The organism is Micromonospora sp. NPDC000089, from assembly GCF_042899365.1.
Taxonomy (GTDB): Bacteria; Actinomycetota; Actinomycetes; order Mycobacteriales; family Micromonosporaceae; genus Micromonospora.
The window spans coordinates 282750-303385 of the sequence record NZ_JBIAZT010000004.1 but is presented as its reverse complement, the minus strand read 5'-3'; the positions used below and the strand labels follow the sequence as shown (position 1 = coordinate 303385).

Here is a 20636-nt window from a genome sequence, read left to right as displayed (position 1 = left end):
GCTGTCGGCCGGTCTCCCGCGCCGTCGTCCGCTACTCCTCGCCCTGGTCGGGCAGGGCGTCGATCGCGATCCGGACCCTTTCGGAGATCACCTTCACGTCCGACTCGCTCAGGTCCGGGTAGGTGGGCAGGTTGATGCCCCGACGGCTGAGGTCGGCCGCGACCGGGCAGTCCGCTGAGCTGTCCCGGTAGGCGGGCAACAGCGGGATTGGCACGAAGAACGGGCGGGTCTCCACCCCGAGCCGATCGAGCGCCCGCGCCAGTTCGTCCCGGGCAGATCGACGACCGGGCGGGCCCACCAGGAAGGACGCCATCCAGGGCGATCGCTTGACGCAGGCGGCGACCCGCTGCGGCTCGAGCAGGGAGACGTCGCCAAGGTGCAGCTCGTACCCGCGAACGACCTGCTCCCGGCCGGCCAGGATGTCCGAACTGCGGTCAAGCTGGGCACAGAGCAGGGCTGCCTCGAGGTTCGTCATCCGGTAGTTGTAGCCGATCACCGGGAACCAGTACCGGCGTTGCGGGTCCATGCCCTGGTTGCGGAGCAGACGCATCCGGTCCGCGAGCGCGGTGTCCGAGGTCGTCACGCACCCGCCCTCCCCGGACGTGAGCACCTTGTTGCCGAAGAAGGAGAAGGTGGTCGCGTCGGCGAGCGAACCGGTGGGTCGTCCGCCGAGGGTGGCACCGAGCGACTCGGCCGCGTCGGCGACGAGGAACAGCCCGTGTCGGCCACAGATCTCCCGTAGCGCCGGGTAGTCGGCAGGATGCCCGTACAGGTCGACGGCGATGACCGCCCGGGTACGTGAGGTGATCGCTGCCCGAACGTGCTCCGGGTCGATGCACCAGGTGTGCGGGTCGACATCGACCAGGACCGGCCGCGCGCCGCAGTAGGTGACCGCGTTCGCGGTGGCGACATAGGTCAGGGCGGGCACGATGACCTCGTCACCGGGGCCGATTCCGGCTGCCGCCAGCACCAGGTGCAGCGCCACCGTTCCGTTGCAGGTCGCGACCGTGGTGTCGGTGCCGGACAGGGCGGCGAACTGCTCCTCGAACCGGCGCAGGTACGGGCCCTGCGAGGAGATCCAACCGCTGTCGAAGGCGTCCAGGAGGAACTGCCGCTCGCGGTCGGTCAGTGAGGGTCGGGCCACCGGAAACCGTTCCACCGTGTTCATCCTTGCCGTCCGGCGGTCAACATCTCCGCGAATGGTGAGCGGGGGAGGGGGCCGGGACTGCCGGCGGCCACCCATTCGAGCACCGCGCCGTAGTCCCGTCCGGTCTCGGCCCAGGTGCGGGCGGCCAGGCGATCGTTGGCCTTCCGGGACGCCGCCGCGTATCGGCCGCGGTCCGCGACCAGTCGCCGGACCGCGGCGGCCAGCGACCTCGGGTCCTTCGCCTCGAAGACCGCGGCCTCCGCCCCACTGAACCGCAGTTGGGCCAGCAACGGCTCAGCGTCCGAGCAGGCCACCGGCAGTCCCCAGCTGAAGGCCTCCAGCATCGGACCGCTGGCCGCCTCCCAGGTCGAGGGCACGACCACCGCGTCGGCCCGGGCGTACAACCGGTTGAGTTCGGCCAGGGGCACGAACCCGGGGAACGACACGCGGCCGGCGAGGTCCGGCATGGCGGCGCGTCGGAGCAGCCGACTGGCCTGCGGTTCCGCCAACGGGCCGGGGCAGATCAGGCGGAACTCCGGCAGCAGCGCCATCGCTTCGAGCAGGGTGGCGTGGTTCTTGTGCCCGGAGGTGGAGGAGGGGTACAGCAGCAGGCCTGGTTCCGGCTGGGCGACCGCTCCGTCGGGCGCCGGCTGGAACGTGGGTGGGGGGATGAGCGCGGTGCGCTCCGCCGCCTCGGGGAACGTCGCCAGCACATCCTGGTACGGGTGTGGCCAGCACACCACGATGGCGGCGGCCCGGGCGACGTTCTGCCTCACCACCGCCTCGAATCCTGGCGAGTGGAAGGCGGCGTGGAGCGGACGCAGGTCGTGCAGCACGATGACCGCGTGCCGGGCCTTCGACGGTACGTACGGGAACGGGAAGAGCACCGCGTTCGCGTCGTCGACGTCCGGCGCCGCGCGTTGCCGCACCGCGTTCATCGTCCGGCGGACGGTTCGTGATTCCCGCACCCGGTGGGGGGTCCAGCGGCGCAGGAGTTGACCGTACCGGGTGTCGGTCTGCAGGGGCACGGTGACTTCCTGCCAACGGATCTGGTCGGTCGGCACCCGTTCGCGCCACTCGTTCATGGTCCCGCGCAGCACGTTCACCTGGTAGGCGTGGTCGGTGCCGCTGGTGAGGCCGTCCAGCAGCCCGTAGGTGAACGCCTCCAGTCCCGCGGCGCCGCCCGGTCGGATGGGTGACGCCTCGACGATGAACCTCATCGATCCACCCGGATGAGTCGGCCCAGCCGTTCGTCCGCCAGTAGCTGGCGGTCCGCCTCCACCATCACCCGGACCAGGTCCGCGAAGAGAGTCTTGGGTGCCCACCCGAGAGTTCTGCGGGCCTTGCTGTAGTCGCCGATCAGGGCGTCGACCTCGGCCGGCCGGAGGTACGCGGGGTCGGTGACCACGAAGTTCCGCCAGTCCAGGCCGACGTGCGCGAAGGCGGCTTCCACGAACTCGCGGACCGTGTGTCCCTCACCGGTGGCGACCACGTAGTCGTCGGGTTCGTCCTGCTGCATGGCCAACCACATCGCCTCGACGTACTCCGGCGCGTAACCCCAGTCGCGGACCGCGTCCAGGTTGCCGAGGTAGAGCTTCTCCTGGAGGCCGGCCTCGATCCGGGCGACGGCTCGGGTGATCTTGCGGGTCACGAAGCTCTCGCCCCGGCGAGGACTCTCGTGGTTGAACAGGATGCCGTTCGTGCAGTACATGCCCCAGGACTCGCGGTAGTTGACCGCCGACCAGTAGGCGTAGACCTTGGCGCAGGAGTACGGGCTACGGGGGTGGAAGGGTGTGTCCTCCCGTTGCGGCGGTGGAGTGGATCCGAACATCTCCGACGAGGACGCCTGGTAGAACCGGCAGTCGATCTTCGCGGCCCGGACGGCTTCGAGCATCCGGAGCGCGCCGAGACCGCTGACGTCGGCGGTGTAGCCCGGGACGTCGAAGGAGACGCGGACGTGGCTCTGCGCGCCCAGGTTGTAGATCTCGTCGGGCCGGATGTCGCGGACGAGCGCGCTCAGTGACGCCGAGTCCGAGAGGTCGCTGTAGTGCAGGAAGAGTCGCGCGCCAGGCTCTCGTGGGTGCACGTCGAGCTGGTCTATCCGCTCGGTGTTGAACGTGGACGCGCGTCGTTTGAGGCCGTGCACCGTGTAGCCCTTGTTGAGCAGAAGCTCCGACAGGTAGCTGCCGTCCTGGCCGGTGACACCCGTGATGAGCGCGACTCGCGGTGACGTCACTCTGTCTCCTCGTTTCATGGGGCAGATACGGCCACTTTAGAGCGCCAATGGGTCATGTTGATGGAGATATCAGTAAATCGTCACCGGTCCCATTCTGTGTCGTTGATCGGGGCGTTGCGTGGGTCGCGAGGGAGGAGCCCGGATGTCCGACAGGGTGAAGCTGAAATCGCCTGCTGGTTCGGATCCGCACCCACGCGAGGCGAATCAATTCCGGGTTCTCGTGGTCGCCGACCACTTCGAGCCGGGATATCGGGCCGGCGGCACGGTTCGCACGATCGTCGACATGGTGAGCGGGGCGGGCCGGCACGTCGCCGTGACCGTACTCACCAGGGACCGTGATCTGGGCGTGTCAGCGCCCTATCCCGGCCTGTCCGGGCGATGGGGCGAACACGGTCGAAGCGCGGTGTTCTACCTGGATCCCCGCCGGCCCGCGCAGTGGTGGAACTTCTGGCGCCGGATACGCCGGACCCGGGTCGACGTTTTGAGCCTCAACAGTGTCTGGTCGCCATTCATGGTCATTCCGGTTCTCGCGGCGCGGCTGCGCTTCCTGCCGGTCGGCCGGATCCTGATCACCCCGCACGGGGAACTCGAACCGGGCGCCCTGGGTATCAAGCGCCGCAAGAAGCGGCTGTACCTGACGGTCTGGCGGTGGATGCTGCGAGGCCGTCGGGTGCTCTGGAACGCGACCACGCCCATGGAGGTGGCGGGGATCAGGAACATGGTCTCCGCCACCGCCCGGATCGCCGTCGTCACCGAGCCCACCGGCCCGGAACCGGCGGAGCCCCCGGCCCGTGCCGCCGAGGAGGGGCCGGCGCGACTGGTCTTCATCAGTCGGATCTCGGCCATGAAGAACCTCGACCTCGTGCTCGCCGCGTTGGCCCTGGTGCCTACCGCGGTGCGGCTCGACATCTTCGGTCCGCGCGCCGATGAGGCGTACTGGCGCGACTGTGAACGCTTGATGGCCGCGTTGCCGGACCACGTACGGGTGACCTATGGCGGCGAGCTGCACCCGCAGCAGGTCAGGGAGACCTTCGCCCGGTACGACGCCTTCGTCCTGCCGACCCGCGGCGAGAACTTCGGCCACGTGATCGCCGAGAGCCTCTCCGTCGCCTGCCCGGTGATCTGCTCGGACCGTACGCCGTGGACCGACGTCCTGCAGGCCGGAGGTGGGGTGGTCGTCGCCGAACTCACTCCGGCGAGACTCGCCGAACGGATCGAGCAGGTCGCCTCGATGTCGGCGGCCCAGCGGCACACCGCGCGGCTGGCCGCCGCGAAGGCCTACCGAGGCTGGTACGAGCGGGGCGGTCGAACGAACGTCCTCGACCAGGTGTGCGCGATGCTGCGCCCCTCGGACCGGGTTGCCGGACGGGACTGAGCGGCGCCGGACGACAGACGTCGGCGGCGCCCGGGTGTGGGCGCCGCCGACGTCGTTCAGGTCAGAGCCGGTGTCCGGCTGAGCCTCGCCACCGGCAGACCCCACTCCGCGGCGGCTCGTTGCAGCTGGCCGATCATCGCCGGCCACTCCGGGGGGGTGTAACCCGTCTCGGCATGGAACTTTTCTGCACGCAGCGACCTGTCGCAGCGGTACTCGTCACTGGGCTCGATCACGCCCGCCCACCCGTACACGTCCGCGATGACGCGGAGCAGTTCGTACTTCGAGATCGGCGCCGAGGCGACGTGGTAGAGACCGGCCAGGTGGGGGCGCGGCAGGACGACGGTGCGTAGCATCACCGCGAACTCGGTCGTGGTCAGCCCGCTGTAGATGGCCTGCCGGTAGCCGGTCACCCGGCCGGTCTGGGACAGGAACCAGTCCACGAGCGACCGGTTGCTGCCGATCTCGTGTCCGACGATCGAGGTACGCAGGGTCAGGGCGTTTTCCCTGGTGGTCTCACCGAGCAACTTCGCCCGACCGTACAGGTCACCGGGGTCGGGAGGGTCGGTCTCGCGGTACCCCCCGCCATGGCCGGAGAAGACGCAGTCCGTGCTGATCTGGATCACGCGGGAGCCGACGGCCCTGCACTCCCGAGCCAGCACGTGCGGAAAGAGCGCGTTGACGGCGACGGTCGTCGCCGCGTCGTCGACCTCTGGTCGTTGCTTGATGACCCCGACACAGTTGATCACCACGTCCGGTTCGAGGGTGGAGAGGACACGACGCAGCGGGTCGAGTCTCGTCACGTCGCCGGCCTGCACGACCTTCTGCGACAGGTGTGCGGGAAGCGTGCCCTGTGCGACGTTGAGGGCGCGCACGCAGCCGTGTACGTCGATCTCCTCGGCCTTGTCGAACTCGCGGAGCAGGGTGTGCCCGAGCATTCCGCCGGCACCGAGGATCAGCACCCGCTGCCTCATCGAACACCACCCGGGTGGGTGGCGCGGCCGCGGCGGCGCCGGGAGGCGGCGTCCCGGATGAGATCGGCCAGTCGCTGCGCGTTGATCTCCTCGCCCAGGTGGGCCAGGTAGTAGTCCCTACCGGCCAGGCCCATCTCGCGAAGGCGCTGTCGCGGCAGGTCGGCGGCCTGCCGGATGGTATGCGCCAGTGCCTGCGCGTCGCCCGGTGGCGCGCTGAGTCCGCAGCGGGCGTCCCTCACCACGTCCGCCGCGTCCCCCGGAGCGCAGGCGAGCACGGGTTGACCGCAGGCCATGATGGCCTGCACCTTGCTGGGCAGGGTGAAGTGGAACAGTGGCTGATCGACGAGGGAGACCAGCTGAAGGTCGGCGGCGGCCATCACGGCCGGCATGCGGGCGGCGTCGACGGGGTCGACGAAGTGGACGTTCGGCAGTTCGAGCCGGGCGGCCAGGTCGCGCAGGACGGGCTTCTCGATACCGACTCCCACCAGGGCCAGATGGATCTCTGGTCGGTCGCGCAGCAGACGCATGGCGTGAACGGCCGCATCGAGGCCCTGTGCCGCTCCGTGGTTCCCGCCGTACATCAGGAGGAAGGCGTCGGCGGGCACGCCCAGTCGGGCGCGGAGGCTCGGGTCCGGTTCACTCGGTCGCATCGTCTTCTCGTCGGTCCAGTTGTAGACGACCGAGACCTTGTCCGCCGGCACGCCGCGGGAGATCAGAGCTTCGCGCATCCGGGGAGAGGTCGCGGTGATGTGGTCGGCCCAGCGGTAGGTGTGGTTGGTGAGCCAGGTCAGCGCCGGCTCGGCGATTCTCCTGGCGGAGCCGCCCGCCAGGAACCCGGTGGCGAAGACCGAGTCCGGCCACACGTCCATGACCATCAGGACGTAGGGCATGCCCCACCGCGCCCGGCCCACCATGCCCGGCAGGGCCGCCGTCGCCGGTGTCGAGTAGACCAGCGCGACGTCGGCGGATCTCAGGACCTTGGATCCGAACACGCTGGCGGACATCGCGTAGCTGGCGTAGTTGATGATCCGGCGCAGCGGCGACTGGTCGTGGCTCGGGTACAGGGGGGTGCGGTGCACGCGCATGCGGTCGTGTGCCTCGGTGTACCGGCGCCACGCCGAGAAGCCGTCCACGACCTCTCCGGTGGGATAGTTCGGGATGCCGGTGAGGATGTCCAGTCGCAGTCCCTGGCGGTCGAGGGACCGGGCGATCCAGATCGGTGTGATGGCGGGTTCGGGGGCGAACCACTGGGTCACGAAGGCCACCCGTGGTTCCGTTGCGCACCCCACCGCGGCGTCCGACCGGCCGCTCGCCCCGGTCACCGCGGTCACCGGCGTCCCTGCAGGGCGAGCGAGGGCTGGTTGTCCAGCTGCCGCCGTACCTCCGGCAGGGTGAGCAGCAGCGACATGATCTCGGGTACGCCGAGTCGGGTGGTGTTGTCGGAGTTGTAGTCGGCCCGGTGATCGCTGACCGTGTCGCCTTCATCGAAGTACAGCGAGTAGTTCAGGTCGCGGCTGTCGATCGGCACCCTCAGGAAGTCGCCGAAGTCCTGGGCGCGGGCAAGCTCCTCGTGGCTCGCCAGCGTCTCCGACATCTTCTCGCCGTGCCGCAGACCCAACACCTCGAACTTGGCCGGCACCTCGAACAGGTTGCACAGCGCGGTGGCCAGGTCCCCGATGGTGCACGCGGGTGCCTTACGGATGAAGACGTTTCCCGGCTGCCCGTGTTCGAAGGCGTGCTCGACCAGCTCCACCGAATCCCCCAGGGACATCAGGAATCTGGTCATGGTCGGTTCGGTGACGGTAAGCGGGACGCCGGCGCGGATCTGGTCGATGAAGAGCGGAATGACGGATCCGCGGGAGCACATCACGTTTCCGTAGCGCACCGAGCACACCCGGGTTCGCGCACTGGGATTGTTCCGGACATGCGCCTGGGCGACCTTCTCCATGAGGGCCTTGGTCATGCCCATCGCATTGATCGGGTAGACGGCCTTGTCGGTGCTGAGGAACACCAGCGCGGCGACGTCGTTGCGTTCACAGGCGTCGACCACATTGGCGCTGCCGAGCACGTTGGTGCGGACAGCCTCCAGCGGGAAGAACTCGCAGGACGGAACCTGCTTGAGGGCGGCAGCGTGAAAGACGTACTCGACGCCCCGGGAGGTCTTGGCGACGGTGTCGAAATCGCGGACGTCGCCGACATAGAAGCGCACGCGGTCGTCGCGTAGGCGGATGCGCATCGCTTCCTGCTTGGCCTCGTCCCGGCTGAGCACCCGCACTTCCGCCACACCGGCGGCGAGCAGCCGTGCCACCATCGTCTGGCCGAAGGATCCGGTGCCGCCGGTGATCAGCACCCGTCGTTCCATAAGTGAAGACGACACATCTTCTCCTGATCTTCGCCGCCGCACCCGGCAGCGGGAGTAAGGACGGTGATCAAAGAGTCATGATAGGGCGACAAAAGCGCTGTCTGGGTCGAAACGCCGCGAACACCATGGTCGTGCTCTAAAGACCCTTCAATCTGAAATATCGCCCGAAGAGCGTTACGGGACTTGATTTCACTCGTTGGCGTACGAGAAGGGCCGGCCGGCACTTTTGTGCCCGACCTTCGGTCGCTGTCGTCGAGAGGGCCGTCGCATGACCCGCGTAATGACTGTCGTCGGAACCCGGCCGGAGATCATCCGGTTGTCCCGGGTGATCGAACGACTGGATCGGACCGTCGAGCACACCCTCGTCCACACCGGACAGAACTGGGACCCGGCGCTCTCCGACGTCTTCTTCGAGGAGCTGCGGCTTCGCCGTCCCGACCGGTTCCTACGGGTCGACACGGGTTCCCTCGGCCGGGTCCTCGGTGCGGTGCTGGTCAGCACCGAACAGGCAATCGCCGAGTTGGCTCCGGACGCGCTGCTGGTGCTCGGCGACACCAACAGCGCGATAGCCGCGCTGATGGCCCGTCGCATGCGGGTGCCCGTCTATCACATGGAGGCCGGCAACCGCTGCTTCGACCTCAATGTGCCGGAGGAGACCAACCGGCGGATGGTGGACCACGTCTCGGACTTCAACCTGGTCTATTCGGAGCACGCCAGGCGGAACCTGCTCGCCGAGGGACTGCACCCCCGACGCATCCTGCACACCGGCTCACCGATGCGGGAGGTGCTCGAGCACTATCGCGTCGACATCGAGCGCTCCACGGTTCTGAGCCAACTCGAACTTCGCCCGGGCGGCTACTTCGTCGTCAGCGCCCACCGTGAGGAGAACGTCGACCGCCCGGACCGCCTGCGCCGGTTGCTGCAGTGCCTTCGCGCGGTACGGGACGAATGGGGACTGCCGCTTCTGGTCTCCACCCATCCGCGCACCCGCAAGCGACTCGAGGCGTTGGCGACAGACGACGCGAACCTCGAGGGCATCGCCTTCCATGAGCCGTTCGGCCTGTTCGACTACGTGACCCTGCAGCAGCAGGCCCGCTGCACGCTCTCCGACAGCGGCACGGTGAGCGAGGAGGCGACGATTCTCGGATTCCCCGCGGTGACCCTGCGAGAGTCGATCGAGCGCCCCGAGGCGCTCGACGTCGGCGGGATCATCATGACCGGGCTCGAGCCGGATGGCGTGGTGGAGGCGGTGCGGGTGAGCATCGGGCAAGCCGCCGCCGGTCCGGTGGTCTGTCCTGCCGACTACCAGGTGCCCGACACCTCGCGCCGAGTCGTCGACTTCATTCTCTCCACGGTACGCCGACACCACGAGTGGGCTGGCATCCGACGCTGACCCGGTGCCGACCCAGCCTGTCGATCAGCGGGCCGGCACCCCCTTCACGACGGCGCTGGCCGCGACGTCGCGGGTCACGCAGGCGCCAGCACCCACCACCGCGTCACGCCCGACGGTCAGCCCGGGGAGAACGGCTGCCGTGGTGCCGACCATCACCCCCTCCCGCAGCCGGCAGTAGCCCGAGACCGCGGCGAGCGGGTTGACCGACACGTAGTCACCCAGATCGCTGTCATGCCCGATCGTGCAGTTCTGGTTGAGGTGCACGTGCCGCCCCAACTGGACGTTGGTGGTCACCCTGGCGCCACCCGCGGCGATCAACCCCTCGGCGAAGACGCAGTCCAGCCCGATCTCCGCGTTCGGGTGCACGATGGTGGCGGCCGGTAGCGCGTATTGCCGGATCACGCCGTCCGTCTCCCGGCGCCGGCACGGCTCGCCGACCCCGAGCGCGACGTGCGTGTCGGGACCCACCCGAGCCAGGTGGCGGGTGGGACCGAGGAACGGCATGCCCAGCCGCCCCACCTGCGTCACGTTGACATCGGTCGGGTAGTCGTCGACGAATCCCAGCACCCGCCACGGGGGACTCGTGTCCCGAGCGTTGATCGCCCGGATCATGCCGAAGACCTCCCGCCCCATGCCACCCGCACCGACGATCACGATGTCCGTCGGGGTCCGGTTGCCCTCGGTCACCGTGCCGGACCCCGGTCGGGGCCGTCGAGAACCGCCGGTGCCCCGATCATGATCGTCTGCCACCCGGACGCCTGGACAGGAACTCCTCGATGGCGCCGACGACGAGAGCGATCTGCCCCTCGGTCATGGCGCTGCCGCTGGGCAGCGCCAGGCCGTCCGTGAAGAGCCGCTCGGCTGCTCCGGTGACCAGTGCCTCCGCATCGGTGTACGCCGGTTGCAGGTGCATCGGCTTCCACACCGGACGGGTCTCGATCCCCTGCCCCGCCAGGTGGTCGGCCAGGTCGTCGGCCCGCCAGCCGGACCGGCCGGCATCGACCGTCACGGTGGTGAGCCAGCAGTTGGCGGCGAGGTCCTCGGCGCCGATCAGCGAGACCCCCGGCACCGGGGCGAACAGCTTGGCGTACCGGTCGCGGTGCTGGCGACGGCGGGCGATCATCCCGTCCAGACGCCGGAGCTGGGCACGGCCCAGCGCCGCGAGCAGGTTGCTCAGCCGGTAGTTGTACCCGGTCTCCCGATGCTCGTAGTGCCGCGCCGGTTCGCGGGCCTGGGTGGCGAGGTGTCGAACCCTGGCGAGCAGTGCCACGTCGTCCGAGACCAGCATCCCGCCGCCGGAGGTGGTGATGATCTTGTTGCCGTTGAAGGAGAAGACGCCCGCTCGGCCGAAGGAGCCGGCCGGGCGGCCGTCGTGGCTGGCGCCCAGCGCCTCCGCGGCGTCCTCCACCACCGGCACCTCCGCGGCGGCGCAGATCGGCAGCAGCGTCGTGTAGTCGGCGCAGCTGCCGAAGAGGTCGACGGGGAGCACCGCGCCGACGCGTTGCCCGCGGGCCCGGAGCCGGGCCAACGCCTCCGCGACGAGGGCCACGTCCAGGTTGCCGGTGTGCGGATCGCAGTCCACGAGGACCGGCCGGGCGCCGGTGTACCGAACCGCGTTTGCGGTGGCGACGAAGGTCAGCGTCGGCACGATCACCGCGTCCCCAGGGACCACGCCGACGGCGAGCAGCGCCAGGTGCAGGCCGGCCGTGCCGGAGCTGACGGCGACCGCCCCCCGGGTGCCGGCCCGGAGCGCCATCTCCTGTTCGAAGGCCCCAAGGTCCGGACCGACCGGTGCCACCCAGCCGGAGCGCAGCGCGGCGAGCAGGTAGCCCTCCTCGAGCGGCCCCACATCGGGTGCCGAAAGGTAGATGTCCGGACTCATCGAGCACCTCCGTCAGGTCAACGTGCCGAGGGGCGCAGAGCGGCAGCTGACACCGCACCGCGACGGGGGAGCCGCCTCGGTTGGATCAACCGATCGCCGAGGGCGGAGGATGCGGCCATCCGCGAGCTGTCTCGGGGGCCGCCGAGGGCGGCGAGGGTTACTGGGTAGAGTCCTGCCGGCGACGGCCGTCGCCGCCACCGGGAGGGAGACGCGGTGCTGCACCTGAGGGTGATCGCCCCGTTGGACCAGTCATCCGCCGTGGCCGACCTGCTCGCCGCGGATCCGGGCGTGACGCATCTGGCGGTGCTTCCGGGTGCTGCCCGTCAGCCGCAGGGCGACCTGATCCTCTGTGACGTGGTCCGGGAGCGGGCCGACAACGTGCTGCACGGCCTGCAGCAACTCGGCGTGGAGGCGCGTGGCGCGGTCAGCGCGGATGACGTGGAGCTCACCCTCTCCGATGCGGCCGACCGCGCCGCCCGGGAGGCCCCGGGCAGCGGCGCCGACGCCGTCGTCTGGGACGAGATCGCGGCGAAGACCGGAGAGCAGACCGAGCTGTCCGGCACCTACCTGGTGCTGATCACGGTGGCCACCATGATCGCCGGGATAGGCGTGCTGCTCGACCAGCCCATCCTGATCGTCGGCGCGATGGTGGTCGGGCCGGAGTTCGGGCCGCTCGCCGCGCTCTGCGTGGGGCTGTTACGGCGGCAGGGGCGTACGGTGCTCCGCTCGTTGCAGGCCCTCGCCGTCGGCTTTCTGGCCGCCATGGTGGTGACGGTGCTGAGCACCTGGGCGCTGACCGCGGCGGGTCTGTTCGACCAGGACATGCTGCTCGCCGAGCGGCCCCTGACCGACTTCATCTGGCGCCCCGACGCGCTGTCCTGGGTGGTCGGCCTCCTCGCCGGCATCGCCGGCATGCTCTCGCTGACCTCGAAGAAGTCCGGCTCGCTGGTCGGTGTGTTGATCTCGGTCACCACCGTGCCGGCCGCCGCGAACGTCTCGGTCGCCGCCGCGTACGGGGTCTGGCACGAGGCCGCGGGCTCCGCCCTGCAGTTGGTGATCAACCTCTGTTCCATCGTGCTGGCCGGCCTGGCCACCCTGGCCGTGCAGCAGTTCTGGTGGTGGCGGGTGTCCCGCCGCCCGACGGGAGACAAGCCATCAGGTGGCTGGCGCCCCGACCGTAGCCACTCGGCCGCCAGGCGCTGACTCAGCTCCAGTCGTCGCCGGCCGCCAGCCGGCGGGTGAGCAGGGTCCGCAGCGGCATCGACTCACCGTCTCGGCCCCCACGACCGACGACCAGCGGTGGTCGGGACGGCTGCGGATCGGCGCCGAGCAACCGGGCGCGCAGGCTCGGCGGCACCGTCAACAGGTGGAATCGCCCCTGGATGTCCACCGCCCGGCTGTGTGCCCGGTCGACGTACCAACCGGTGAGTCGGGTGCGGTACCGGCCGCGACCGTCGAGCCCGCGCGCGACCAGCCGGGTGGTGCGCAGTCCGAGCCGTACCGCCTCCCCGACGAACCAGGCCACCAGTTCGTCGGCCGCCTCGTGCTCGATCGCCCGGGCGCGCTCGTCCGCCTCGGCGTGGGCCCGCACCGCCCGTCGCTGCCGCTCCCGCCACTCCAGGCCGCCGTCCACACCCATCCCGCGACGGTACGCCGTCCCCCACCCACCGGCCCACCGCCGCTACCCACCGACCACCTCTCATGAGCCCTCAACTCACCAGCCTGCTGATGGTGAGATCCTCAGCCGGCCCGACCGGCCCCGTCCCGGTGGTGCGCGCGATCAGGAAAGGCCGGCCCGGCGCAGCGCCTCGGCCATCGCGTCATTGACCGGTGCCGCCGCCCCGCCACCCCGGCCCTGCCGCTGCGGAGAGCCCCCACGCCCGCCCCGGTCACCGCGCTGGTCACCCCGGCCGCCCTGCTCACGGCGCCGGCCGCCCTGCTCACCGCGGTCGCTCCGGCCGCCGCCGTGCTCGCCGCGCTCCCGCCGGCTGCCCGCCGGCGGCTCGTCCTCCAGCCGGAGGGTCAGCGAGATCCGCTTGCGGGGCACGTCCACGTCCACCACCCGCACCTTCACCACGTCGCCGGACTTGACCACGTCCCGCGGATCCTTGACGAAGGTGTGCGACATCGCCGACACGTGCACCAGCCCGTCCTGGTGCACGCCGACGTCGACGAACGCGCCGAACGCGGCCACGTTGGTGACCACGCCCTCCAGCACCATGCCGGGGGTCAGGTCGCCGATCTTCTCCACCCCCTCGACGAAGGTGGCCGTGCGAAACTCGGGTCGCGGGTCGCGGCCCGGCTTCTCCAGCTCGGCGAGGATGTCGGTGACGGTGGGCAGGCCGAACCGGTCGTCGACGAAGTCGGTGGCCCGCAGGCCGCGCAGGATCGTCGACCGACCGATCAGCCCGCGCAGGTCCTGCCCGGTGCTGGCCAGGATGCGCCGGACCACCGGGTAGGACTCGGGGTGCACGCTGGAGGAGTCCAGCGGGTCGTCACCGCCGGGGATGCGCAGGAAGCCGGCCGCCTGCTCGAACGCCTTCGGGCCGAGCCGGGCGACCTTCTTCAGCTCGGAGCGGGAGCGGAACGGGCCGTTGGCGTCCCGGTGCAGCACGATGTTCTCGGCCAACCCGGCGCCGATGCCGGAGACCCGGGTGAGCAGGGGAGCGGACGCGGTGTTGACGTCCACGCCGACCGCGTTGACGCAGTCCTCCACCACCGCGTCGAGCGAGCGGGAGAGCTTCACCTCGGACAGGTCGTGCTGGTACTGCCCGACGCCGATCGAGCGCGGGTCGATCTTGACCAGCTCGGCGAGCGGGTCCTGCAGGCGGCGGGCGATGGAGACCGCGCCGCGCAGCGACACGTCCATCCCGGGCAGTTCCTGCGAGGCGTACGCGGAGGCGGAGTAGACCGACGCGCCGGCCTCGGAGACCACCACCTTGGTCAGGCCGAGCTGCGGGTGCCGCTCGATCAGCTCACCGGCGAGCTTGTCGGTCTCCCGGCTGGCGGTGCCGTTGCCGATCGCGACCAGCTCGACGCCGTGCGCCCCGGCCAGCTTCGCCAGGGTCTCGATCGAGGCGTCCCACTGCCGGCGCGGCTCGTGCGGGTAGATGGTGTCGGTGGCGACCACCTTGCCGGTCGCGTCGACCACGGCCACCTTGACGCCGGTGCGCAGGCCCGGGTCGAGGCCCATGGTGGCCCGGGTGCCGGCGGGGGCGGCGAGCAGCAGGTCGCGCAGGTTCATCGCGAAGACCCGGACGGCCTCCTCCTCGGCCGCCTGCCACAGTCGCATCCGCAGGTCCGCCCCGAGGTGGATGAGGATCCGGGTACGCCAGGCCCAGCGCACCGTGTCGGCCAGCCACCGGTCGGCGGGCCGCCCCCGGTCGGTGACCCCGAACCGGCCGGCGATCGCCGCCTCGTACCGGGTCGGGCCGGCGACCGGGGCGTCGCCGTCGGCCTCCGGGTCCATGGTCAGGTCGAGCATGCCCTCCTTCTCGCCGCGGAACATGGCGAGGATCCGGTGCGAGGGCAGCTTCGGGTACGGCTCGGCGAAGTCGAAGTAGTCGGCGAACTTCGCGCCGGCGGTCTCCTGGCCCTCGCGTACCCGGGAGACCAGCCGGCCCCGCGACCACATCTGCTCGCGCAGCGTGCCGATCAGGTCGGCGTCCTCGGCGAACCGCTCGATGAGGATGGCCCGGGCGCCCTCCAGCGCGGCGGTGGCGTCCGCCACCCCCCGCTCGGCGTCCGCGAAGCCGGCGGCCACCTGCCGCGGGTCCTGCGTGGGGTCGGCGAGCAGGGTGGCCGCCAGCGGCTCCAGCCCGGCCTCGCGGGCGATCTGCGCCCGGGTCCGTCGCTTCGGCTTGTACGGCAGGTAGATGTCCTCCAGCCGGGACTTCGAGTCGGCCGCCATGATCTGCGCTTCCAGGGCGTCGTCGAGCTTGCCCTGGCCGCGGATCGACTCCAGCACCGCGGCCCGCCGCTCGTCCAGCTCGCGCAGGTAGCGCAGGCGCTCCTCGAGGCTGCGCAGCTGCGCGTCGTCGAGCAGGCCGGTGGCCTCCTTGCGGTAGCGGGCGATGAACGGCACGGTGGCGCCGCCGTCGAGCAGCTCCACGGCCGCCCGCACCTGGCGCTCGGCGACGCCGAGCTCGTCGGCGATCCGCTGATGGACTGACTGGGTCACGATGTCGCTCCGCCTTCGCTTCGGGTTCCGTGCTGCATTCTGCCGCCCGGCTCCGACAGCGTTCGGCACCCCCGGCCGGTGGCCGGACCCGCCGCTACCGGCCGGTGTGCTGCGCTAGCGTGGCGATCATGGAACAACCCGCTGATCCGCGTGCCCGCCGGCTGTTCGGCGGCAGTGCCCGAACGCTCGGCGATCTTGCCACCAGCCCGTTCCGGGCCGACCGGGACCGGATCGTGGCCTCCCCGTTCTTCGCCCGGCTGAACGGGGTGACCCAGGTGATCAGCCCGGTCGGCTCGGGCCTGCTGGTGCACAACCGGTTGACCCACAGCCTCAAGGTCGCCCAGGTGGCCCGGGCGATCGCCGAGCGGCTCACCGCCGACCCGGGCAGCCGCGCGCTGCTGGACCGGCTCGGCGGCTGCGACCCGGACGTGGTGGAGGCCGCGGCGCTCGCCCACGACCTCGGCCATCCGCCGTTCGGGCACCTGGGGGAGCGGGTGCTGGACCGGCTCGCCCGGCAACGGCTCGGGCTGGCCGACGGCTTCGAGGGCAACGCCCAGTCGTACCGGATCGTCACCAGCACCGAGATCCGCGGCGCGGCCACCACCGGGCTGGACCTGACCGCCGCGGTCCGGGCCGCGATGCTGAAGTACCCGTGGACCCGGCTGGACCATCCCGACCCGCATCCCCGCTTCCTCACCCCGGCGCCGCGCGGCGCGGGGGCGCCGCCGGACGAGCCGGAGAGCGGTTCGCTGAAGTTCGGGGCGTACCGGACGGAGCTGGACGACCTGCGGCAGGCGCGGGAGCCGTTCGCCGGCCGGATCCCCGACTGGCAGCAGACCCCCGAGGCGTCCGTGATGGACACCGCCGACGACATCGCGTACGCGATCCACGACGTGGAGGACTTCTACCGGGTGGGGGTGCTCCAGCAGGGGGCGGTGGCGGCGGAGCTGACGGCCTGGCAGCGCGACGGCGGGCACCTGCGGTCCGTCACCGACGCCGCGCAGGCCGGGGAGCCGCGCCGGCCGGGCGCCGCGATCGAGCGGCTGCGCCGGCAACTGCACCGCAAGGACGGCTGGATCGCCGACGACGAGGCGTTCGCCGCGGCCGTCGAGCACGTCCGGCAGGAGCTGGTGGAGGGGTTGCTGGCGCTGCCGTTCGACGGCTCGATCGAGGCGGAGCAGTACGTGGCCCGGTTCTCCGCCCGGTGGACCACCCGGTTCGTCGACGCGATCAGGGTGGTCGAGGAGCCGGACGTCCGCTCCGGGCACGTGCTGCTCGGCCGGGCCCAGTGGCACGAGGTGCAGGTGCTCAAGTTCGTCCACCACCGCTTCGTGCTGGCCCGGCCGGACCTGGCCCTGCACCAGCGCGGCCAGGCCCGGCTGCTGGGCACCCTGGTGGAGGCCCTGTGGGAGTGGCTGCTCGATCCGGAGGAGGAGTCGCGGCTGCCCAGGCGGCTGCACGACCTGGTGGAGCTGGCCGAGGCGGAGCTGCACCCGCGTACCCCGGACCGGGTCGGCAAGGCCCGCGGCCGGGCCATCATCGACTTCGTCGCGCAGCTCACCGACGGCCAGGCGGTGGCCATGCTGGACGTGCTCTCCGGCCGCTCCGGCGCGCTCTGGACGGACGCCTTCGTGCTCTGAGCCCCGGATTCGCGGGTACGACTGCGTAGTGTCACCGCGGCATCCCGGCCGGTGATGGCTAGATTGTCAGCGATCGGGCTGCCGAGGAGGGGAACGTGATGGCTGCAGAGCTGGTGATCGTGGGCGTCGGTGGTTTCGGACGCGAGGTGTACGGCATCGTCCGCGCCATCAACGAGTCGGCCGACGAGCCACCGTGGCGGGTGCTGGGCTTCGTCGACGACCGACCGAGCGAGATCGACCTGAAACGCGTCCAGCAACTCGGCGTTCCCTTCCTCGGAACGGTCCACCGGCTGGCGGATCAACCGAGCGGGACGCGGGTCGTCATCGGGGTCGGCGCGCCGGCCGCCCGGCGAGACATCGACGCGCGGGTCCAGGCTCACCGGCTGGCCGCCGCGACGCTGGTGCACCCGGCCGCCGAGATCGGTCCCGACTGCGTCTTCCAGGAGGGGCTCGTCGCCGCGGGCGGCGCCCGGGTCACGACGAACGTGCGGCTGGGAAGGCACGTCCATCTCAACCTGAACGCGACCGTCGGGCACGACTGCGTCCTCGGCGACTTCGTCACCGTCAACCCGCTGGCGGCGGTCTCCGGGAGCTGTCAGATCGGCTCGGCCGTCATGATCGGAACCACCGCCGCGGTACTGCAGGGCCTGACGGTAGGTCGGAACTCCACGGTGGGTGCCGGGGCGTGCGTGGTACGGGACGTGCCCGACGGCGTGGTGGTCAAGGGCGTTCCGGCGCGCTGACCGTCCGTCCCGGTCACCCCGCGGGGTGGAAACCTCCGCCGCTCTTGCGCCCCAGTCGGCCCGCCTCGACCATGCGCCGCAGCAGGGGTGGCGGGGCGTAGGACGGCTCCCCGAACTCCTCGTGCAGCGCGGTCGCGATGGCGGCGACGGTGTCCAGCCCGATCAGGTCCACCAGCGCCAGCGGCCCCATCGGGTGCGCGCAGCCCAACGTCATGGCACGGTCGACGGTCTCGGCGGTCGCGTAACCGGCCTCCACCATCCGTACGGCACTGAGCAGGTACGGGATGAGCAGCGCGTTGACCACGAACCCGGCCCGGTCGGTCACGCTGATCGTCTTCTTGCCCAGGGCGCCGACAGCGAACTCCTCGGCCCGGCGGATCGTCTCGCTCGCGGTGAACAGCGAGGTGACCAGTTCGACCAGCGGCATCACCGGGACCGGGTTGAAGAAGTGGATGCCGATCACCTTCTCCGGACGATCGGTCGCCCGAGCCAGGCGGGTGATCGGTATCGAGGAGGTGTTGGAGGCCAGGACGGCGCTGTCGTCCCGCACGACCTTGCTGAGCGCCGCGAACAACTCCACCTTGGTCGATTCCTGTTCGGTGACCGCCTCGATCACGAGTTGGCGGTCCGCCAGCGATTCCAGTTCCGCGGACACCACGATCCGGGCCAGCCTACGGTCGCGTTCCTCCGCGCCGAGCGTGCCCTTGCGTACCTGGCGGTCCAGCAGCGAACGGAGCCGGCGTTCCGCGACGGGGACCGACATCGGGTTGGAGGTGACCACCCTGACCTGAAGGTCGGCGGACGCGCACGCGGTCGCGATGCCGGCGCCCATCGTGCCGCATCCGATGATGCCGATCCGGCGGATGTCCCTCATCGGATTGCCTCCCGTGTCCCGCGTGGCTGGCCGGCCGGGGCGAACCAGCGGACAATGCATGCGCCGATCGCCATTCCGCCCCCGAAGGCGGCGAGCAGCACGGTGTCGCCGGTCAGCAGGGCGCCCTCCCGGTTGGCCGCGTCGAGAGTCACGCCGACGGACGCGCTGCCGGTGTTGCCGAAGCGTTCCACGGTGCGGTGCGTGCGCGCCCCGGTGAGGTCCGTGGCCTTGACGAGGTCGTCCACCATCACGCCGTTGGCCTGATGGGGGACGAAGTGGTTGATCTCGCCGGAGGTCAGTCCGCAGCGGCCGAGGAGATCGGAGAGGGCTCCCGGCACGCGCTGGGCGACGAACTCGCGGACCTCACGGCCGCGCATACGAAAGAAGTGCTCGCCCGCCTCGACGGTCTCTCGCGAGGCCGGACGCCGGGAGCCGCCCGCCTCGACGTGGATCAGCCCTCGCTCCGCCCCACTGCTGAGCAGCTCCACGTCCAGGATGCCGAACCCGGCCGGCACCGGACCGAGGACGGCGGCCCCCGCTCCGTCGCCGAAGAGCACCGCGGTCCTGCGGTCGGAGAAGTCCAGTATCCGGGAGTAGACGTCGGCTCCGATGACCAGGGCGTGGGAGCCCGGTCGGGTCGACATCAGGCCACGCGCCACGGCCAACCCGTACACGAAGCCGCTGCACACCACGTTCAGGTCGAGGCAGGCGGCGCCCGAAGCCCCGACCAGGTGCTGGACGAGGTGTGCGGTCGGCGGTTGGGGTGAGTCCCCGGTGGAGGTGGCGACGATGACGAAGTCGATCCGTTCGGCCGGCAGGCCGGCCTGCTCCAGGGCGCGCCGGGCCGCCACGACGGCGAGGTCCGACGCCGCCTCGTCGGGTGCGGCGAAGCGTCGGCATCGGATGTGTGTCTTACGTTCGATCCACTCGGCGGTCACCCCGACCAGCGATGCCATCTCATCGTTGTCGACCACTCGCTTCGGTAGGTACGAGCCGGTCCCGAGGACGCCGATATCGACATCCTCCTTCCGGCTGGTCCGCTCTGCCATCTTCATCGCCTTCTCCACAACGGTGAGAACGAGGTCCGGTGCGGGAGCGGAGCGCTCCGCGGGGTGACGGTCTTGTCGTGCCGGAGCCGGGTGCGGGTGGTCATCTCGGCTGCTCGCCTGCGGCGGCAGCCGTCCAGGACGAGGCGTAGGAGGGGGCCGGCCGGGCGGAGCCGTGGAACTCGTGCGCGGTGGCGGCGCCCGGCGCGGTGATCCCCTCCCGGCGCAGCACCGTCACCGCCGTCCGGACCATGATCCGCAGGTCGAGCGGGAGGGTGCGGTGGTCGACGTACCAGACGTCGTACTCGAACTTCTCGTCCCAGCCCAGGCCGTTGCGCCCGTTGACCTGGGCGAGCCCGGTGAGGCCGGGGCGCACCAGATGCCGGCGGAACTGCTCCGGTGTGTACCGGAACCGGTACTGGGTGGGCAGCGGCCGGGGGCCGACCAGGCTCATGTCGCCGCGCAGTACGTTCCAGAGGCTGGGCAGCTCGTCGAGGCTGGTGTCGCGCAGCCGCCGACCGAGCGGGGTGAGCCGGGCGGCGTCGCTGTCGGAGCCGTCGCCGCCGGTCGCCATCGACCGGAACTTGAGGATGGTGAACGGCCGGCCGTGCCGGCCCAGCCGGGTCTGCCGGAACAGCACCGGGCGGCCCATGGTGGCCAGCACCAGCAGCGCCACCACCGCCATCACCGGCCCGGCGACCAGCAGCGCCATGGCGGCGAGGACCAGGTCCACCAGCCGCTTCCCGGCCGCGCTCACCCGACCACCGCCGGGCGGCCGGCCCGCGTC

The 20636-nt window shown here is 70.9% G+C and carries 18 protein-coding genes; 5 read left to right on the top strand and 13 right to left on the bottom strand.

What is annotated here, in order from left to right; translation table 11 throughout:
- Positions 1 to 31: 31 nt before the first annotated feature.
- From ACFY3U_RS10990 to gmd, 3 genes are read right to left on the bottom strand one after another with little or no spacing between them, the layout of a single operon-like run.
- On the bottom strand, positions 32 to 1159 hold the full coding sequence (locus ACFY3U_RS10990) for a DegT/DnrJ/EryC1/StrS family aminotransferase (protein ID WP_387198503.1): 1128 nt from the start codon (positions 1157 to 1159) through the stop codon (positions 32 to 34).
- A gap of 5 nt (positions 1160 to 1164) precedes the next feature.
- Positions 1165 to 2367 carry a glycosyltransferase gene (locus ACFY3U_RS10985; RefSeq protein WP_387198500.1) on the bottom strand — a complete coding sequence of 401 codons (1203 nt, stop codon included), beginning with the start codon at positions 2365 to 2367 and terminating at the stop codon, positions 1165 to 1167.
- Positions 2364 to 3383: a GDP-mannose 4,6-dehydratase gene (gene gmd / locus ACFY3U_RS10980; protein WP_387198497.1), complete on the bottom strand. Its 1020-nt coding sequence runs from the start codon at positions 3381 to 3383 to the stop codon at positions 2364 to 2366. The genes ACFY3U_RS10985 and gmd overlap by 4 nt, the downstream gene beginning before the upstream one ends.
- A gap of 142 nt (positions 3384 to 3525) precedes the next feature.
- On the opposite strand from gmd, the gene ACFY3U_RS10975 reads away from it, so the two are divergent.
- Positions 3526 to 4758 carry a glycosyltransferase family 4 protein gene (locus ACFY3U_RS10975; RefSeq protein WP_387198494.1) on the top strand — a complete coding sequence of 411 codons (1233 nt, stop codon included), beginning with the start codon at positions 3526 to 3528 and terminating at the stop codon, positions 4756 to 4758.
- 56 nt (positions 4759 to 4814) lie between these two features.
- Here ACFY3U_RS10975 and ACFY3U_RS10970 read toward each other — a convergent pair whose 3' ends face one another.
- From ACFY3U_RS10970 to ACFY3U_RS10960, 3 genes are all read right to left on the bottom strand, one after another.
- Entirely contained in the window at positions 4815 to 5729 is a 915-nt protein-coding gene (locus ACFY3U_RS10970) for a dTDP-4-dehydrorhamnose reductase family protein (RefSeq protein WP_387198491.1), read from the bottom strand.
- Positions 5726 to 6994, bottom strand: coding sequence for a glycosyltransferase family 4 protein (locus tag ACFY3U_RS10965; RefSeq protein WP_387198488.1), 1269 nt, complete (start codon positions 6992 to 6994; stop codon positions 5726 to 5728). Before ACFY3U_RS10965 ends, ACFY3U_RS10970 begins: the two co-directional genes overlap by 4 nt.
- A gap of 62 nt (positions 6995 to 7056) precedes the next feature.
- Entirely contained in the window at positions 7057 to 8079 is a 1023-nt protein-coding gene (locus ACFY3U_RS10960) for a polysaccharide biosynthesis protein (RefSeq protein ID WP_387198485.1), read from the bottom strand.
- Positions 8080 to 8287: 208 nt separating this feature from the next.
- Between ACFY3U_RS10960 and wecB the strand changes: the two genes are divergently transcribed.
- Positions 8288 to 9484 carry a non-hydrolyzing UDP-N-acetylglucosamine 2-epimerase gene (gene wecB, locus ACFY3U_RS10955; RefSeq protein WP_387198482.1) on the top strand — a complete coding sequence of 399 codons (1197 nt, stop codon included), beginning with the start codon at positions 8288 to 8290 and terminating at the stop codon, positions 9482 to 9484.
- A gap of 24 nt (positions 9485 to 9508) precedes the next feature.
- Here the strand turns inward: wecB and ACFY3U_RS10950 are convergent, their stop codons facing one another.
- Both ACFY3U_RS10950 and ACFY3U_RS10945 read right to left on the bottom strand, forming a co-directional pair.
- The gene (locus tag ACFY3U_RS10950) at positions 9509 to 10171 is read right to left on the bottom strand and encodes a NeuD/PglB/VioB family sugar acetyltransferase (RefSeq protein WP_387198478.1); all 663 of its coding nucleotides are present in this window, start codon (positions 10169 to 10171) and stop codon (positions 9509 to 9511) included.
- 46 nt (positions 10172 to 10217) lie between these two features.
- The gene (locus ACFY3U_RS10945) at positions 10218 to 11366 is read right to left on the bottom strand and encodes a DegT/DnrJ/EryC1/StrS family aminotransferase (RefSeq protein WP_387198475.1); all 1149 of its coding nucleotides are present in this window, start codon (positions 11364 to 11366) and stop codon (positions 10218 to 10220) included.
- Positions 11367 to 11579: 213 nt separating this feature from the next.
- Between ACFY3U_RS10945 and ACFY3U_RS10940 the strand changes: the two genes are divergently transcribed.
- Entirely contained in the window at positions 11580 to 12569 is a 990-nt protein-coding gene (locus ACFY3U_RS10940; RefSeq protein WP_387198473.1) for a DUF389 domain-containing protein, read from the top strand.
- Position 12570: 1 nt separating this feature from the next.
- Here the strand turns inward: ACFY3U_RS10940 and ACFY3U_RS10935 are convergent, their stop codons facing one another.
- Complete coding sequence (locus ACFY3U_RS10935; RefSeq protein ID WP_387198470.1) at positions 12571 to 13005, bottom strand: hypothetical protein; 435 nt, start codon at positions 13003 to 13005, stop codon at positions 12571 to 12573.
- Positions 13006 to 13146: 141 nt separating this feature from the next.
- A complete protein-coding gene (locus ACFY3U_RS10930) occupies positions 13147 to 15546 on the bottom strand; it encodes a Tex family protein (protein ID WP_387198466.1) in 2400 nt (799 codons plus the stop codon).
- 128 nt (positions 15547 to 15674) lie between these two features.
- Between ACFY3U_RS10930 and ACFY3U_RS10925 the strand changes: the two genes are divergently transcribed.
- Together ACFY3U_RS10925 and ACFY3U_RS10920 are read left to right on the top strand one after the other, a co-directional pair.
- The gene (locus tag ACFY3U_RS10925) at positions 15675 to 17186 is read left to right on the top strand and encodes a deoxyguanosinetriphosphate triphosphohydrolase family protein (protein WP_387198464.1); all 1512 of its coding nucleotides are present in this window, start codon (positions 15675 to 15677) and stop codon (positions 17184 to 17186) included.
- A gap of 98 nt (positions 17187 to 17284) precedes the next feature.
- The gene (locus ACFY3U_RS10920) at positions 17285 to 17929 is read left to right on the top strand and encodes an acetyltransferase (RefSeq protein ID WP_387198854.1); all 645 of its coding nucleotides are present in this window, start codon (positions 17285 to 17287) and stop codon (positions 17927 to 17929) included.
- A 13-nt stretch (positions 17930 to 17942) separates the two neighbouring features.
- On the opposite strand, the gene ACFY3U_RS10915 is transcribed toward ACFY3U_RS10920, so the two are convergent.
- The 3 genes from ACFY3U_RS10915 to ACFY3U_RS10905 form a co-directional block, all read right to left on the bottom strand.
- Complete coding sequence (locus ACFY3U_RS10915; RefSeq protein WP_387198461.1) at positions 17943 to 18803, bottom strand: 3-hydroxybutyryl-CoA dehydrogenase; 861 nt, start codon at positions 18801 to 18803, stop codon at positions 17943 to 17945.
- On the bottom strand, positions 18800 to 19858 hold the full coding sequence (locus ACFY3U_RS10910; RefSeq protein ID WP_387198458.1) for a 3-oxoacyl-ACP synthase III family protein: 1059 nt from the start codon (positions 19856 to 19858) through the stop codon (positions 18800 to 18802). The genes ACFY3U_RS10915 and ACFY3U_RS10910 overlap by 4 nt, the downstream gene beginning before the upstream one ends.
- A gap of 94 nt (positions 19859 to 19952) precedes the next feature.
- Positions 19953 to 20606: a sugar transferase gene (locus tag ACFY3U_RS10905; RefSeq protein WP_387198455.1), complete on the bottom strand. Its 654-nt coding sequence runs from the start codon at positions 20604 to 20606 to the stop codon at positions 19953 to 19955.
- Positions 20607 to 20636: the final 30 nt, after the last annotated feature.